We start from the raw sequence: 15,460 nt of genomic DNA on the forward strand, positions 1-15,460 counted from the left end.
ACACACTGCTGGCCGGACAGCTCCCCGGGGCCGGCCGGGTGCGGGCGGCCGGCGAGACGCAGGGCCGTCTGCTCGGCCTGGGCCGCGAAGTCACCGGCGGCGGCCGGCAGATGGGCCTGAGCGGCCGTGTAGGCGGCGGTGAGCGCCGCATCCAGCTCCGCGGCCGTGGGCCGCGCCAGCGGCTTCGGTACGGCCCTGCTTGACGGCGAGCTGGGAGGCGAGCACCCACACGCCGGCGGCCCGGGCGGCGCCGGCCGGGCCCTGATCCATGCTGCGCGCGGCGGCGGCCAGCAGCAGCGGCAGCACTTCGTCGAGCCGCGTGTAGGCGCCGGCGGCGAACAGGCGGCGGCCGGCGGCGACGTCACCGGCGGACAACGGCCGCGTCGCGGCCGCCCGTGCCGGCGCCGCCCGTCCGGCCAGCGCCACGGCCCCCAGCGCAACTCCCGCTGCCAACAGGCTTCGTCGCTCCACACCGGCCCCTTTCCTGGACGCCGCGCCGAGCGGACGCGGACTTCGCCGACGCTACGGCCCGGTGGGCCGGCCGCAGAAGGGCGCACAAGCCGGCCGTGCGCGCCCCGCGGGGTCGTGGGCCGGTGGCAGGGCCCGGCCGGCGAACGCGCCCCGCGCCCGGGCCGAGCCGGCCGTACCGCGTGACCTTCTTCGGTCTGGCGCGTTGCCAGGTGACACGTGCGCGTAATGGCCGGCCCATGCCGGGCGCCGTGCGGCGGGGTCGCCACCGCACGGGCCGCGGCCGCAAGCACCACCGCCTCGCCGGAGCGGCGGGCCGCGGCGCCGGCTCTGCTCGCGTACACGCCGGCGGCTTCGGTCCGGCCGCGCTTGACGGCCAGTTGGGAGGCCAGGACCCACACACCGGCGGCACAGGGAGAATCAAGCCATGCTGCTGCACTATGTCCTCACCCTCCAGTGGAACGATGCCTCCGCGCCGTCAACGACCCATTCGGTGCCCGGCGTCGACGGCCCCCTCACTCTCAGCCCGGCACCACGGACAACCACAGAAGACGGCACGCTGGAGTTCAGGAACGGCATGACAAGCCAAGATGTCTTCCGCGATGTCCTCGCACGCGTGCGCACCGTAAACGCGCTCCCCGACGGCGCGGGCACATCCGTCCTCCACTGGTCGCTGAGCCCCAACGAGATCAGCGCGAGCACACCGCTGCACTATGCCCTCACCCTCCAGTGGAACGATGCCTCCACGCCCCTGGCTACCAATGTGCCCGGGATCGGCAGCATCGTCGCCTTCAAGACCGGGCCATCCACCGGCTCAGCGGAAGGCATCGTGGAGCCGGCGAAGGGCACCACCAGGGAGGCCCTCTTCCGTGACGTCCTCGCACACGTGCGCACCGTAAACGCGCTCCCCGACGGCGCGGGGATATCCGTCCTCCACTGGTCGCTGAGCCCCAACGAGGTCATCTGAACCAGGTGTGTCGTCCTCGCCCGGCGCCAGCCGCGGGTAGCCCTGCCCCAGCACGCTCGACTTCCCCTGGAGGCCGCGCCGAGCGGACGCGGGCTTCGCCGACGCTGCGGCCGGACCGGCCGGTCGCAGAAGGGCGCACGGGCTGGCCGTACGCGCCCCGCCCGCGGCCGGCCCACAAAGCAGGCCCTGCGGGCGGAGGCAGCGGCCGCAGGACCGTGACCTGTGGGCATGGCCAGGGACCCGGTCAGGTCCCACGCCCGAACAGGGAACGGGCGTCGCCGGTGAACGGCTTGACCAGGCCGCGCGGGAAAGGGCTGTTCACGCCGTCGTCCGGCTCGAGCGTGGCCAGGACCACCTGCCGAGGCCCGGGCCGGCAGGCAAGACGGTCGTGGTGCCGGTCCGCCTCCTGTGTGTCCGCCAGCGGGCCGATCTTCGTCCACTGGGTGTCGCGGGTGACGGGTGGCCCGAACTCGGTCCAGTACACGTACGGAAGCGCCAGCAGGCGGCGCACCCGCCGCAGACCGTCCGCGAACTGCTCCCCGGTCATGCCCAGGTAGGACAGCTCCCCCGCGTACCAGGTCAGTGCTGCCGTGCCGCCGGCCTCGAACCGCCAGTGCAGGTACGCCGCCTGGTTCTGCATCCTGCGGCGGGGCACGCGCAAGGCCGCCTCCATCGAGCCCAGCCAGCTGTTGCAGGGATTGCACAATGCGCCGCGTACCCACCCCGTCCGCGCGTCGTGGTCGACGGCAGACGAGGGTCTGCGCCGGCACAACTCGCAGACGGGGCGCTGCTGACGCAGCCGGGCCCGGTCGGCGTTCGACATGCGCGCATACACCAGCTCCGGTTTCCGGCGGGCCTGCCACTGCCGGACCGAAACCACTGGGACCGGGACTGCCCGGGCCCGGTGTGGCGGTTTCAACAGGCCAGGTCCGTCCGCCAAGGCTGCCGGGCGCCCGTCGCTGACCGAAGGGGCGGGCGCGGGGGCGGGGTCATCAGGCGGACGCTGGTCGGGCCCGGCGTTCAGGGGCGCGGCGGGAGGGGGCGCAGCACGGCCCCGCACCACCCGCGCCCTGAGTGCGGCCACGCATGCCCGTACGGTCATCTCCCTCTCCCCCGGGCGCTGTGCGGGCCTGGGGCAGGGCGGCGGAGCGAACGGCGGGCAGCGTGCGTGAAGCCGGGCTGACGGGCAGCAGACTCCGGGAACGGCCGGGTGCCGTACCCGCTCAGTCGCCGCAGCACATCGGGCACAGGTCGGGCATGCCGGGTACAGGGTGCTTCCCGCAGGTGACACACAGCCATTCCCGGCAGTTCGCGCAGGAATCGCTGTCCTCGTGCACAGGGGCACACCGGCCCACACAGGAGTCGACGCGCACGAGATCCTCGGGCACGCCGTAGCAGACAGGGCAGAAGACCGCGCGGTGCACAACCGGGGCTGGAGCCGGGGCTTGTGACTCAGAGGAAATGGTCATGAGCAGCAGCCTTGAGCTGCTGGCCTGTGGACAGCGGCTGCCGACCCAGCCGCGAGCGTGGGGCGGCCGTGCTCGCCCGGCAGGGGGCGTGGGCGACCGGGTCGGCGCGCCTGGGCTGGCAATGTCCCCGGGGCCGGCCGGAGGGCCTGGAGGCCGTGACCTGCCGGCCCGGTTGTCGTTGAGCGGGCGGAGCCCCTGCCCGCCTGCCGCTGGAGTTGCCCGTGCCGGTCCTCACGGCCCCGCCCGCGAACGCGCAGCCCGGCCTCGCGCCCACCGGGGACCGCGGGCCCCTCGAACTGGCCGTCGTGGACGGCGCGCTCGCCGCGGCGGAACCCGAGACCCTGGTGCGCACCGACATCCCCCAGCCCGACGGCTCGGTGCGCCTGTACGCAGCCTGGACCGACGGCGGCGGGCCCCTGGCCGACCACATCGACCGCGTCGCGCTCGCGCGCGGGCTGGACGCCTGGTCGTGGGTCGAGATCCTCACCCACAGCGCCCGCACCGCCCACCGCGGCCGGATCGAGGTGCGCACTCACCCGCTGCGGCAGGTCCTCGCCGACGTCGACCGCGGCCACCGGGGCAGCGAGGAGTACCGGGCCGGCCTCGCCCGGCTGCTGGCCGACGACGCCGTCCAAGCCGGCCGCCCGCCGCTGCCCGTACCCGGCATCCCCGCCTGGCCGGGTGTCGGCCCCCTGCTGTGGCACCGCTGGCAGCAAGGCCGGCCCGTCGTCGAGCCGCGCGGGCTGGGCCACTGAAGAGAGGACCGACGTGCCCGCGACGTTCGCCACCATGACGCCCGGCAATCCGGCGAGTGAGGCGTACGCCCGCCTCATGCACGGCGCCGCCCTGACCGATGCCGCCCGGCTCACGCCCGAGGAAGAACAGCGCTGCCAGGAGGAGTACTCCCGGATCTGGGAGCGGCTTCTGCACAACGCCGAGGTGACCAAGTGGCTGGCCCCCGGGCAGGACCTGAGCTGGCGCGGCGGGACACCACGCCGGGTACTGCGCGCGAAGGGCGGGAGCAACACGGACCTGGTCAGGCTCATCCCGTGGGTGCTGCGCGAGAAGCTCGCCGGCGACGTGATCTACGAGGACACCGCCGGGCGCGAGGAGCAGGTCACCCGCGGGCACGGCCTGGAGCCGGGCGACGCCGCCAGCATCCGATTCCGGAGCACGAACCCGGCCACCGCCGACGGACAGCCGCTGCCCGGCCGGGAGCGGGAGGTCGAGCGGTTCCTCGACCTGCAGATGATGCTCGCTGCCTACACGGCCACGCCGCACTTCGTGCCAGCCGCCGAAGCGTTCGACGCCGCCACCGGCCTGCCACCGGAGCGCGAGGCGCAGCTGCGGCTGACGGCCGAGGCCGTCCTGGTCTTCCACGACGGCGTCCCGCTGCCGGCCGTCATCGCCGACGACGAGGCCCTCCACGCCCACGCCGCCGCCCACTTCGGCGCCGGCCACGACCCGCTCCTCGGCTGGCTGATCATCGCCAACCTCCTGCACGACGGCCATTACGCCTGGGCGATGCACCCGGTCCGCCGGCTCGATGCCAACCCCGGCCCGGCCGCCCGCGTGCTGCGCACCTACGCCGCCCTCAACGCGCTGGAGGGCTGGGACACACCCCCACCGGTCCCGGGCCAGGCCCGCACCAGCGGCAAGAGCAAGAAGAACCAGCTGCCGGCGGCACAGCGGCGTCGGCAGCAACTGGAGCAGGCTGCCCGTACCCCGCAGGCCCGGGCCGGCGCGCTCCTCGGCGTCCGGGTGCTCTCCTTCACCGCACCGCCCCACCAGGCCGCCGCTCCCCCGCCGCCTCGCACGTCGAACAGGGCGCCCGCGCAGTACCGCGACTGGCGACGCGCCCACTGGACCCGCAACACCCGCGTCCACCTCCTGAACGAACACGGCCGGCCTTCCGGCCCCGTCTACGGGCCGGACGCCGTCGAGGACGTGACGTTCACCCGGCGCCGGACCCGGGTCAAGGGGATCTGGATCAACGAACACCTCCCCCCGCGCCCCGGCCAGGCCCCCATCTACGCGGTGGACCCGCAACTGGCCCGGACCACCAAGGAGGGCTCCGACCGCAGCCGCCCCTGACCGGCCCGGGCCAGGTGCCCTGGGCCGCGGCCCGGCCGGCCGCCGCGGCAGCCGGCGGCACAACGAGCAGCAGCGAAACGGCGCAGCCGGCAAGCAACAGCGGGCGGCGGCGCAGCCCGGGCTGGCAACACCACGGCCAGGGCGGCCGGCGGAGGGGCGCCGCTGCAGGTCCGGCCCCACGGCATTTCAGCCAGCCCGGCCCGGCCCACGGACACGCCGGATCGGAGGCTGGGCGCGGGCTGGTCGGTCCGTCGCGTCGAGGGGCTGGGACGGGCGGTGGCGAACTCCCTCATGCCCTCGGGTCCACGAACTGCGCGCGGGCACGCTTGAGGATCGCGGTGCCATGCCTCGACCGTGCGCCAGTCGCCGCCGCGGTACCAGCAGCAACCGCGGGCGCCACGGCCCGGCAGCGCCTGACCCGCCACCGGGCGCACCGGCCAGCTGCGCGCCGGCCCGGAACGGATGCGGCCGGCCACCGCGAACTCCCCGAACACCAGCCGCGGTTCCCCTCGGCGGGCGCGGCACGCAGCCCGGCGACGTGGTTCATCACGGCGGGACCCGTGGGCCGGTGGCAGGGCCCCCGGCCGGCGAGCGCGCCCCGCACCCGGGCCGGGTCGTCCCACATCGCGTGACTTTCTCCGGGCCGGCGCGTTGCCAGTGACACGTGCGCGTGATGGCCGGCCCATGCCGGGCGCCGTGCGGCGGCCCGACTCCGGCACCGGCGTCCGGGCCGCCACCACCCCTGCCCAGCAGGCCGTTGACGAGAATTCCAGACCGACGTCTGCCGCCCGCTGCTGGAGCGGCCGCAGAAACGACGAAGGGCCCGGCAGAGCCGGGCCCTTCGTGTGCCCCTTGGGGCAAGCCCTCTACGGGCTGATGAGTGCAAAGCGCGCGAATTGCCAGGCAAAGCACGTACCTTGCGATCCCTCCAGGGATCAATGAAGAGGCTGCGTGCGACGACGAGAAGCAACAAGCAAAAGTGAAAGTGCTGTTGCGATCCCTCAAGGGCTGATAACGGCGTCGCACACGACCCGCGCCGGCCCCGAAGGACTGGCACAGCTACGACGTTAGCAGCCTGCGGTCGCAGCGGAAGGGGTGTTCACCATCCTGGGTAGAGATAGCCGACCCGCCACACGAACCGCCCCGCCCCTGCTACCGAAGCGGCATGAACCAACTCTCTGCACAGCAGCAGAGCACCCCGGCCTGGCTGCCGTTCCGCACCGGTCACACACCGCACCGACGCACCAGGCACTACCGGCGCCGGGACGCGGCGGCCAGAGCGGCGCAGGCACCGGACAATCAGGCGCAGCCGGGGCGGACCGCGGGACCGGCCGGCGCGGGACCGCGGCGGAACGACATGTGGGGAGTCATCGTCCGCAACGGACACGCCGAGAAAGTGAAGCCGACCGTGGCCTGGCCAGGGGACACCAACACCTGACCAAGCACCCGGCGCAGCTGCTCAAGCCCGCCTCGCCACACAGGAGCTCCCCATGGACGCCGACACCAACCCTGACGCCATACGTGAGGCGTTCGCCCGCCTCCCCGAGCGCATCACCGCCGAGGAAGTCGCCGCCGCCACCGGCCGCACCGCCCACGCAGTGCGCGTTCACTGGCACCCCGCGCCCGGCTACCCGGCCGGCACCCACGACCGCGACGGCCAGGTCCGCCGCGAGCGCGACGCCGTGCTCGCCTGGTACCTCGAACAGCACACCGGCAGCACCGAACAGCCGACGCAACACACAACGGGCTGAACCCCACCGGCTCCACCCCTCGTCGGCCCGGGACCCAAGCCACCGACCGCCGACCGCCGACGAACACACCACCAGACCGCCGCCTTCAACTCCGCCGCCCACGGGCCGCCATCGCACAGCGCGCCGGGCGGCAGGCCGACCGCGAGGGCGCGCGCCACGGGCCCAGTCGCGATCAGGTCCGGCGCAGCGACGGGTGCAACTAGGACCGCCGGTAATAGCGGCACGCCCTCCCCATGCAGCCCTAACACCCGAATTGACACTTACTGCGATATTGGCTAAATTACTTATTGTGCGGTGCAGGGAACCACCCCCGCCGACGCCACCACGAACACCACCAGGGAAGGGGCCCGCGATGAGCAGCGCGAACCAGGACGTGAAGAAGACGAGGAGCCGCCCTCCGGCCGCAGCCAACGCCTTTCGCTGGGCCGAGGTGGCCGAGAAGCATGCCCGCCTCCAGAAGGAAGCCAGCGAATTCGCCCAAACCGCCCGCGCCGAAGAAGGCAACTGGTTACCCGCCGCAGGCGACGCCGACTTCCAGGGCAAGAAGAAGGACGACGCCATCCAGATGGCACTGATGTGGGCCACCATCGCCCAAGTGCAGACCGGCACGCACGAAGACACCCCCTGACACCCGCAACCGGGCACTTCCATGCGGACAGGCGCGGCCTCCTGCGGGCCTGTGCGGAGCGCGATCGGGACAGTGGGCGTGGTCGCCCAGTCGGCCGCGAGGCGGCGCAGCGCCGGAAGTACCACGCAGCCCGGTCAACATCGCCAGCACTTTCAGCGTCGGCACAAGCCTGGGCCACGGCGTGCGCCACCCGCCTTGTGGGATGCACCCCGGGCCCGGCCCGCCACATCCCCACCACCGGGCGGACGCACGGCGGGAATTGGCCCACAACCACGCCACCGGCACAATCACCGGCCAACCGACCACCCCATCGGCACCATCCACCGCCCCCCACCACCGCTGGACCACCACCACCCGCTAACCCAACAGCGCGCACCAGGAACCCGACGAGTCGATGCCGCGGAAACATTCCTCACGGTCCACCGCCCCCGGTGCCACCAGCGCCCCGAAGGCAGCTATGAGCGGCGGCGCAACTCCGCGTACATGGAGGATGGAATGGACAATGCAGAAGTTGACACCATCGGCGAGCTGGATGCTGCCCTGGCCGCGGCGCGCCATAGCGCCGAAGCCGCGCTGGCAACCGTCATCTCACTGATCGGCCAGCTCTATCCAGGGGCGAGATACCTGACCCTGTCCGCAGGCAAGGGAAGCGCAGCCATCTCCGAGACTCTCACCGCCGAGGAAACGCCGTACGTGCTGCCCGCCCGCGACGGCAAGCCAATGCTTGCGTGGGTCGTCGGCGACCGCCCCTTGGCCGACCTGCCCGAGGAAGCACAGCCTCTTCTCGGGCACCACGCCGTGGATCGGACACGCACCCTCAACAGCATCCTCACTGACTGCTGGCGGATAGGAGCCCGCTTCCCGGCCAGCTCCATCCGGCGCCACAGCACAGTCCGCCTCACACTGCGCTGACGCACCTCTCCGCCCTCCACTCCGTCGCCACGAGCACAACCCACCCACCACCGGCCGCACCGCCCACGCGGTACGCCTCCACTGCACCCGCGCCCAGCTACCCGGCCGGCCCCCATGGCCGCGACACCGTACTCGCCTGGTACCCCGACCCGCCTGCGGACGCCGGGCGGGCGGGTCAGCCGGAGAGTGCAGCATTTCGGCCGAGCCGCGGCGGGGCTCCCCCTCCGGGTGTCCGATGCGGCCGCTACGATGACGGAGCACCATCGGGCAACCGCGCCGCGCCCGGTCCACAACCTCGACGCCCACACCGCCGAAGGGGACCGCAGACGTCTGAGACTCGCGCGAGCAGCTTCGTCATGGCCTCTTCCACCTTGGACCGGCCGGCGCGTGTGGGGCAGCAGGCCGAACCAGGAGTGAGACGTCATGACCCATCGCCGCACCAGGGAGCAGGACCGCGCCGTACGCGCGTACAAGCGGCATCACCCCGGCATCACCCTGGACCAGGCCCGCAAGGCCGTCGCCGCCCGCGCCGGCCGCCCGCAGGGTCTCCCGGACCGGATCCCGGGTGTGCCTCTGCCGCGGCCCGCCGAGCGGCTGGAAGGCTACGTGAAGCGCATCGCCGCCGCGGCCGGCGTCCAACGCCACCGTGCCATGGAACTCCTCGGCCTCCAGCCCGGCACCTCCGCCACCGAGCGTCTCGACGAACTTGCCGCCGGTCCCCTGCCCGAGACCGCCGTCAGGGCCCTCGTCGCGGCCACCGGCATGACCGCCGACCAGGCCCGCGCTCTGACCGCCCCCCGCTCCGCCCGCCCGGACCTGGCGGCCGTACGGCACATCACCGAGCACAACTTCACCGCCGGGCACTACCACCGCGCCGGCGCGGACAAGACCTCAACCTCCCCCGAACTGTCGGTGACCCTGGCGCTCGCCCTCGGCCTCCGGCCCGGTACCTCGGCCACCGGCATGACCGCCGACCAGGCCCGCGCCCTGACCGCCCCGCGCACCCCCGCTGACCGGACCCCGGAACTAGAGAACCTGGCGCGGCGGCTCCTGGACGAAAAGCACATCCGGCCCGGAGGCGCGGACAAGACACGTACGGACGCGGGCGACCTCGCCCGGCTCCTCGCCGAGACGAGCGGCCAGCGGGCCCTCCTGTTCGACCTGCCCGGCAACGAACCGCGCCCGGCCCCCTACACCCCGGTCATCGTCGATCTGGACTGGCCGTCCGATGCCACCAGGCCGCCCATCGACCCCGAGGTCTTCGACGAGGTCGCCAAGGCCCTCGGGATCGGGCAGGAAGCCGAGACGGACACCCCGCCACGCAAGTAGCCGGCGGCGTACCCGGGCGGACTGCCGCGAGACGAGTAGCGCGACGCCGGGAAGGACCGGTGCGGGCGGGCAGGACCGCGGCCGGCCGCCGCAGACTTCAAACCCACCGCCGCGCCGGCCCGGTGCCAGCCAGTCAGCCGCCGCGGCCAACTGCGCAGCCAGGGACGCGAGAGCCAGCCGGGCGCGACTCCTTCCACAGGCACAACACCTCAGACGTACGGCCACCGGCCACACCGGCGGCCGGCGCGGTGCCGGCCGCAGCGCTGCGTCAAGACCGCACAGGCGCCGGCACCGCCCGCCGTGGCATACCAGCCGGCAGCTAGCCGCGGCCCCCAAGTCGCCCACACCAAGCGTCGGTTCCCACATGGCCGGCAGCCGCCAATCGCCAGCGGGCCGGGACCGGGACGGGGTGGCGGGCCCACGATGGCGGCCGTCAGCCCGACGTCCGCCCGATGGTGGCGACCTTGGACCGGCGGCTGGGCCGCCGGCGGGAAAGGCCGGCACACACAGCCGCTGCGCAGCGGGCAAAGCAGCCTGGCAGACACCAGTCGCGTTTCCCCCGCCGCAGTCACACCCTGGCAGCAGACCCTGGCAGGTCAGCCAGGCTTCTGGCCCCGACCGCACCGACCAGAAGCGGCCACCGGATGACCACACACAGCCAGCACACGGCCTCGGCGTGCCGCAGCGCCGGAAACAGGCTGCGGGCCCGCACAGTTCTCGCCAGCCAGCACCGGGGCCACGCCGCTGCGCTATTCTCCCCGCGCCGACCACCCCCGGAGAGGACCCAATGGAGCCCCACGAACTTCCGAGCCGAGACTCCGAACCCGGCGAGACCTACCTGCTGGGCGGACGACCGATGTTCATGCCCGGCCACCCCAGCATCCGCTGTGTGACCCGCAATCAGAGCGGTACGCGCTGCGTGACCAAACTGCCCTCGCCCACCCCCTGGCGACACTCCCTGCTCGCGCTCACCACCGGCAACGGCCTGGTATGGGTGCGCGCCACTCAGGTCCCCGACCACCTCGCTGATCAGTACACCGCCCAGCACTGCACCCGCCACCACACCCCTTCCTCCCCACCTGCGGACGACATCCCGCCACAGTGGGAGGTCTTCGACCCCCAGCGTCACCCCGGCGGCCACACCCTTGAGCTCCCACCCGGGCAGTGGACCCCTCTCCCCTTCGATGACAACCCCACTTTGATCTCACGGGACAGTTGACGGACCGGGCACGGCGCGGCCGAGCGCGAGCAGCAGCTCCTCGGCACCGGCAAGGCCCAAGCATCCACCAGTGCTCGCACGCCGCGCTCATCCACTCAGCGCCTCAGCCACCGCCCCGCCCAGGGCAGCCGACATCCCGGCCGGCTCGGGCCCGGCACACGCCGACGCCGGGGCGGGCTCCACCGCGTGCACAGGCCCGCATAGGCCGGCGACCTCGGTACGGACCTTTGTGCCGGCCTCCTACGAGGCGCGACAGGCCGTCGGCGACCTGCTCGGCCCTCAAGTCGCCCACCTCAAGCGCCGGTTCCCACACGGCCGGCAGCCGCCGATCACCACGTGGCCTCCACACCCACAAAGCGGCCTGGCATACACCAGCCGCCTTTCCCTCGCCACGGGCACGCCCTGGCAGCTGGCAGGCGCAGGTCAACCGGTTCCTGACCTCGACCACACCGACCAGAAGAGACCACCGGCTGATCACGCATGGCCAGCACGCGTCCTCAGCGTGCTCGCTCAACGCGACAGGCAGCGCGGTAAAACAGCACGCTTCACAAGCGCGCTCATCCAACGTGACCAGGCAGCTCGATGACCCAGCCCGAGACAGGCCGCGCAACAGCAACGCGCTGGAAGTGCGGGCCGGGCACCGGCCTACCCGAGCACACAACCCTGCCGCGCCCGCACACCGCAGTCCGGGTCGGCACCGGCACAGCCGGAAGCCGGCAATGCCCCTGGCCCGGCCGGACGGCGGGCGGCGGACGCGAATCGCCGGCCGCGGGACTTCGCCACTCCTCCACCGCTCAACGACCCGTGCAGACGCCGTCCTCCGCCCGGCGGCCGGCCCGCGCAGGGCTCCGGCCGGCCTACGACGGGGCGACGTCGTGGTGCGGGAGCGGGTAGCGGCCGCTGAGCGTGTCCGCGGCCAAACGCAGGTGCACGGACGCCGCGGCATAGCAGGGGCCGATCACGGTCAGCAACTGCTCCGGACTGTAGGGAAGTCGGTCAGCACGTTCAGCGAGATTGAGGCCAGCCTCCAGCGTGTTCGCGACGATCTCCAGAACGGACCCCATGGCACGGGCGGCGGTGGCCACGCGCGGACCGAACCCTGCCACGGGCCATGGCACTGCGCCCCGCCGACGCGCACGTCCGGCTGCAACTCGTCGAGTACCGCGCCCGCCCGGCCCCGGACCGACCGGTGCGCCCTACGGCTCGAGGTCCTGCTCCCGGGCGCGCTCGCGGGCCTTGACCCAGTTCTTGGCCCGGTACTGCGGGGGATCTTTGCGGTTGCCCGGCTCGGGCGGGTTCAGGGTGCGCACGACGGTGCAGTCCGGGGTGAGGGTCATCGTGACCTTCTTCCCGGTCACGGTGATGGCGTCGGGGCCGGTGACCACCGTGCCCTTGCTCGGCGCGCGCAGGAGGAGATCCAGGACACGCTGCAGGGCCTCGCACCGGCGCTCCACGGGCACTTCGCGGAAGAAACTGCTGTTCAGCGCGTCGGAGTGGAACACGACATGAGGCAGGCGCCCGACGCGGCGGATCCTGGCCTCGTCGGTGATCGGCCGCCGACGCGCGGGCTCCGGCGCCGGGTTGCCGTCTCGGCCGTAGTAGCCGACCGGCAGCTGTGGCCACGTCGGCTGGAGGCGTTTCGGCTGGAGGGCTGCCGCCCGGCGGGCCGCGGCCGCCTCCTGCTGCTCCTGCATCCGCTGTTCGTGCGCCGCACGGCGCCGGCGTTGCTCTTCGCGGCGCTCCTGCTGTTCCGCCTGGTGTCGGCGGAGTTCTTCGAGCGGCGCGCGGATCTCGTCGAACCAGGAGACGGCCGGCCCCACGTAGCCGACGACGTGCCGGGTCTCCATGTCCAGGAGGAAGGAGTACGGATGCTCCTTCCCGTCGGCCTTGGGGCAGCGGGCCCGCACAGTGCCGCTGGCCCCGCGGGCCAGGTGCCCGACCTGGAGGAAGCGCTCGACCAGCTGCCGGATCTCAGCGTCCGCGGTGGCCTCGGAGACGATGTGCGTGCCCATGTACTCCCGCCGGGCGTGCCGGGTGACCCTCGCAGTCCGGGCGAACTCCTCTGCCTCCTGCTGAGGGAGGACCTCGATCCGGTGCCATCGGCCCGGTGTGTGGCCGGCGCCCGGAGCTGGTGTGGAATCGTGCATGACCGGCACCGTACCGGCCCGAGGAGGAGGGGCGACGATGCCCGGTACCCGGGCACTCGCCGCACTGGTGCGGTGCCCTCTCGCCGGGTGCTCGTCATCGGGCCAGGTGGAGGGAGTTCCTGAGGATCACAAGATCCTCACCAAACGGGGCGGGCAGGTGCGGGTCCACGGTGCGTAGCCTACGCGGCCGGCCCACACCCGCGGCGGCCGAAACGCCCGGGTAGCAGACCCGCTGACCGCCCGACGCCGAGGGCCCCGGCGGCCGCGAGCAGGGTGCGGGCGTGCGCGCGGACCTCGATGTCGTACCAGGGCCGCGGCGGGGCGGGTGAGCAGATGCGCGGCCCGGATCAGGGCGTCAGACTCGCGTGGGTGGGCGACGCGCGTTTGGCGACGTCGCTGGCGCCAGACCCGCCTCCAACACCGCGGTCCACCACCGTGCTGCCGCATCCAGGGCCGCGGCGAGCGGCAACGAGGTGGCGGCCGGGGCCCGGCCGCCACCGGGCACGTCAGCCAGGGCGCCCGCGTAGTACCGCGGCTGGCTGGCCTGGCACTCAACTGGCCGACAGGAGGGCTCAGTCACAGGTCGGCAGCCGGCGGCGCGGCCGGTGAACAGCGGCAGCGGGCGGCGGAGGCACAACCCGGGGCCGGCGACACCACGGCCAGGACGGCTGGCCGACGGACGCCGCAGCATGTCCGGCCCCATGGTGGTTCAGCCGGACCCGGCCTCCACGGGCGCGGCCGACGCGTCCTGGGTCAGGAGCGGGTGCTCGGCGAGGATCTGCTCGAGCGTCCCGTAGAACGCGCCGGCCCGCGCACTCGCCGAACTGCCGAAGACCTCCCGCTCGGCGGTCATCAGCAGCAGCCAGTGCGCGCCGGTCATCCGCATCCGCTGGGCGGCCCGTACCGCGGACAGCACACGGCGCTGCTCGTTCACCTTCAACGTCCCCCGCACCGGCGTCACCAGCCGGTACGCGGCCACCGACAGGTTCTGACGCAGATGCAGCGGCACCTGGTCCCACGCCGGGGCGTCCTCCCCGGGCAGCAGCCGGCCCCGCGCGGCCCCCGCCTCCGCCCTCACCGACGGAACACCCGACGCGGACGTCGCGGGCGAGGCGGCCGGCTCGGACGGGGCGTCATCGGCCGGCCGCAGCTCTGCTTCCCTCGGCCCCGGCACAGCCGCGGGCCCGGCGCCGTCCACCGGCTCCGCCGCGTCGCCCCCGGCGTCGGGCCCGGCCGCGCAGACACGCACCAGCTCATCGACGGCCTCGGGGGCGCGGTCGGGTTCGGGAGCAGGGGCTGCCTCGGCGGAACCGGGCTCGGACACCGCGCCCTCCGCGGACACCGCGGTCTTGGCGACGGCCGGAGCCACGTACTCGGCCACCACCTGCTCCAGAACCTCGAACACCCGCTGCGCCCGCTCACTGCGCGCACTGCCGAACGCCCCCCTCGGCGCACCCAGCAACGCCAGCCAGTGCTTCCCGGCCAACCGCATGCCATCAGCCGCCCGCAGCGCGTACCGCACCCCGGCATTCCCCTTCTCCCGCAACACCGGCTGCTCCGGCGTCACCAGCCGGTACGCGGCCACCGACAGGTTCTGACGCAGATGCAGCGGCACCTTCCGCCACAACCCGTCATCCGGCCCCGGCAGCAACAACCCCCGAGCCACGCCCGCCCCAACCCGCACCGGCCCTGTGTCCTGACCGACAGGCCCGCCCATGCGGCTCTTGTCGTCCTCGAACACGGGCGCGTGCGGGGGCAGTTCCTCGACGGCCCGGCCCCCGCCCGCCGGCACCCCGGCCCCGTCCGGCTCGGGCTCGGCCCGGCCGGCGCCCTCGCACCCGCCCCCACGCACATGAGCAGCCAGCCCCGCCGGCTTCCCGGCGTACGCGCAGCCCTCGCAGCTCACCCAGCCCGCCCGGTCGATCGCCTCCTGGACCACCGAGCGCTCCGGCCCGAATCCCGCCTTGTCCAGCCGCTCCGGCAGGCTCAGCTCGCCCTCTTCGACGGTGCGCAGCGCGCCGGCGGACGTGATGTCGTGCCCGAGCACGAACCACCGGCCGATGCCCACCTCCTCGCCGCAACCGCAGAAGCAGTAACCCGTCGGCAACAGCCGCTTTTTCCTCGTCTCCGTCACAGCTCCAGGACCCTAAGGCCCCGGTAAACCCACGGTCAGCACCACCGCGCCCCTGGACCGGAACTGACCGAAAGCGACCGGACAACAGGCACGCATGACCAACACGCCCACCACACGCGCCACCGCTGCGAGCTGGCGAGCGTGCAGCAGCAACACCCCATGGCAGCGCACCAACCAGCGCAGGTGACCGGCATGCGCGGCAGACACGCTTGCCCAGCACGCTCCACAGCGCGCTATCAGACCGCGTCTCAACAGCGCGCTGCATCAGACCGTGAAAGCAGCGCGAAGCAGCACGCCCCACACAGACGCGGGGTGCGACAACGACCGGCAGCCGGCAGCGAC

Annotated in this window: 14 protein-coding genes; 9 read left to right on the forward strand and 5 right to left on the reverse strand. The window is 73.4% G+C overall.

The window, feature by feature from the left end:
- Window positions 1-90: 90 nt before the first annotated feature.
- A complete protein-coding gene (locus ACF088_RS17575) occupies window positions 91-471 on the reverse strand; it encodes a hypothetical protein (protein ID WP_392376653.1) in 381 nt (126 codons plus the stop codon).
- Between the two features lie 424 nt (window positions 472-895).
- Between ACF088_RS17575 and ACF088_RS17580 the strand changes: the two genes are divergently transcribed.
- Window positions 896-1,435, forward strand: coding sequence for a hypothetical protein (locus ACF088_RS17580; RefSeq protein WP_392376654.1), 540 nt, complete (start codon window positions 896-898; stop codon window positions 1,433-1,435).
- 244 nt (window positions 1,436-1,679) lie between these two features.
- Here ACF088_RS17580 and ACF088_RS17585 read toward each other — a convergent pair whose 3' ends face one another.
- A complete protein-coding gene (locus ACF088_RS17585; protein WP_392376655.1) occupies window positions 1,680-2,258 on the reverse strand; it encodes an endonuclease domain-containing protein in 579 nt (192 codons plus the stop codon).
- Between the two features lie 867 nt (window positions 2,259-3,125).
- Here ACF088_RS17585 and ACF088_RS17590 point away from each other — a divergent pair.
- From ACF088_RS17590 to ACF088_RS17625, 8 genes are all read left to right on the forward strand, one after another.
- Window positions 3,126-3,659 (forward strand): hypothetical protein, encoded by a 534-nt coding sequence (locus ACF088_RS17590; RefSeq protein ID WP_392376656.1) that lies wholly within the window; start codon window positions 3,126-3,128, stop codon window positions 3,657-3,659.
- 13 nt (window positions 3,660-3,672) lie between these two features.
- Entirely contained in the window at window positions 3,673-4,998 is a 1,326-nt protein-coding gene (locus tag ACF088_RS17595) for a hypothetical protein (RefSeq protein ID WP_392376657.1), read from the forward strand.
- Between the two features lie 1,165 nt (window positions 4,999-6,163).
- The gene (locus tag ACF088_RS17600; RefSeq protein ID WP_392376658.1) at window positions 6,164-6,436 is read left to right on the forward strand and encodes a hypothetical protein; all 273 of its coding nucleotides are present in this window, start codon (window positions 6,164-6,166) and stop codon (window positions 6,434-6,436) included.
- 52 nt (window positions 6,437-6,488) lie between these two features.
- Window positions 6,489-6,749: a hypothetical protein gene (locus ACF088_RS17605; RefSeq protein ID WP_392376659.1), complete on the forward strand. Its 261-nt coding sequence runs from the start codon at window positions 6,489-6,491 to the stop codon at window positions 6,747-6,749.
- Between the two features lie 352 nt (window positions 6,750-7,101).
- On the forward strand, window positions 7,102-7,377 hold the full coding sequence (locus tag ACF088_RS17610) for a hypothetical protein (protein WP_392376660.1): 276 nt from the start codon (window positions 7,102-7,104) through the stop codon (window positions 7,375-7,377).
- 495 nt (window positions 7,378-7,872) lie between these two features.
- Window positions 7,873-8,289, forward strand: coding sequence for a hypothetical protein (locus ACF088_RS17615; protein ID WP_392376661.1), 417 nt, complete (start codon window positions 7,873-7,875; stop codon window positions 8,287-8,289).
- A gap of 423 nt (window positions 8,290-8,712) precedes the next feature.
- The gene (locus ACF088_RS17620) at window positions 8,713-9,618 is read left to right on the forward strand and encodes a hypothetical protein (protein ID WP_392376662.1); all 906 of its coding nucleotides are present in this window, start codon (window positions 8,713-8,715) and stop codon (window positions 9,616-9,618) included.
- A 787-nt stretch (window positions 9,619-10,405) separates the two neighbouring features.
- On the forward strand, window positions 10,406-10,837 hold the full coding sequence (locus tag ACF088_RS17625) for a hypothetical protein (protein WP_392376663.1): 432 nt from the start codon (window positions 10,406-10,408) through the stop codon (window positions 10,835-10,837).
- Between the two features lie 857 nt (window positions 10,838-11,694).
- On the opposite strand, the gene ACF088_RS17630 is transcribed toward ACF088_RS17625, so the two are convergent.
- The 3 genes from ACF088_RS17630 to ACF088_RS17640 form a co-directional block, all read right to left on the reverse strand.
- Window positions 11,695-11,922, reverse strand: coding sequence for a hypothetical protein (locus ACF088_RS17630; protein WP_392376664.1), 228 nt, complete (start codon window positions 11,920-11,922; stop codon window positions 11,695-11,697).
- A 111-nt stretch (window positions 11,923-12,033) separates the two neighbouring features.
- Window positions 12,034-12,984: a hypothetical protein gene (locus ACF088_RS17635; protein WP_392376665.1), complete on the reverse strand. Its 951-nt coding sequence runs from the start codon at window positions 12,982-12,984 to the stop codon at window positions 12,034-12,036.
- Window positions 12,985-13,693: 709 nt separating this feature from the next.
- Window positions 13,694-15,118 (reverse strand): hypothetical protein, encoded by a 1,425-nt coding sequence (locus tag ACF088_RS17640; protein ID WP_392376666.1) that lies wholly within the window; start codon window positions 15,116-15,118, stop codon window positions 13,694-13,696.
- Between the last annotated feature and the right edge of the window lie 342 nt (window positions 15,119-15,460).

The sequence above is a fragment of the Streptomyces sp. NPDC015125 genome (assembly GCF_043080045.1).
Classification (GTDB): Bacteria; Actinomycetota; Actinomycetes; order Streptomycetales; family Streptomycetaceae; genus Streptomyces.

What these genes read in the sequence shown, in the direction of transcription:
- ACF088_RS17600 (WP_392376658.1), top strand. Translation starts at nt 6,164, where the DNA reads ATGAACCAACTCTCTGCACAGCAGCAGAGCACCCCGGCCTGGCTGCCG.
- ACF088_RS17605 (WP_392376659.1), top strand. Translation starts at nt 6,489, where the DNA reads ATGGACGCCGACACCAACCCTGACGCCATACGTGAGGCGTTCGCCCGC.
- ACF088_RS17615 (WP_392376661.1), top strand. Translation starts at nt 7,873, where the DNA reads ATGGACAATGCAGAAGTTGACACCATCGGCGAGCTGGATGCTGCCCTG.
- ACF088_RS17580 (WP_392376654.1), top strand. Translation starts at nt 896, where the DNA reads ATGCTGCTGCACTATGTCCTCACCCTCCAGTGGAACGATGCCTCCGCG.
- ACF088_RS17585 (WP_392376655.1), bottom strand. Translation starts at nt 2,258, where the DNA reads ATGTCGAACGCCGACCGGGCCCGGCTGCGTCAGCAGCGCCCCGTCTGC.
- ACF088_RS17635 (WP_392376665.1), bottom strand. Translation starts at nt 12,984, where the DNA reads ATGCACGATTCCACACCAGCTCCGGGCGCCGGCCACACACCGGGCCGA.
- ACF088_RS17620 (WP_392376662.1), top strand. Translation starts at nt 8,713, where the DNA reads ATGACCCATCGCCGCACCAGGGAGCAGGACCGCGCCGTACGCGCGTAC.
- ACF088_RS17625 (WP_392376663.1), top strand. Translation starts at nt 10,406, where the DNA reads ATGGAGCCCCACGAACTTCCGAGCCGAGACTCCGAACCCGGCGAGACC.
- ACF088_RS17610 (WP_392376660.1), top strand. Translation starts at nt 7,102, where the DNA reads ATGAGCAGCGCGAACCAGGACGTGAAGAAGACGAGGAGCCGCCCTCCG.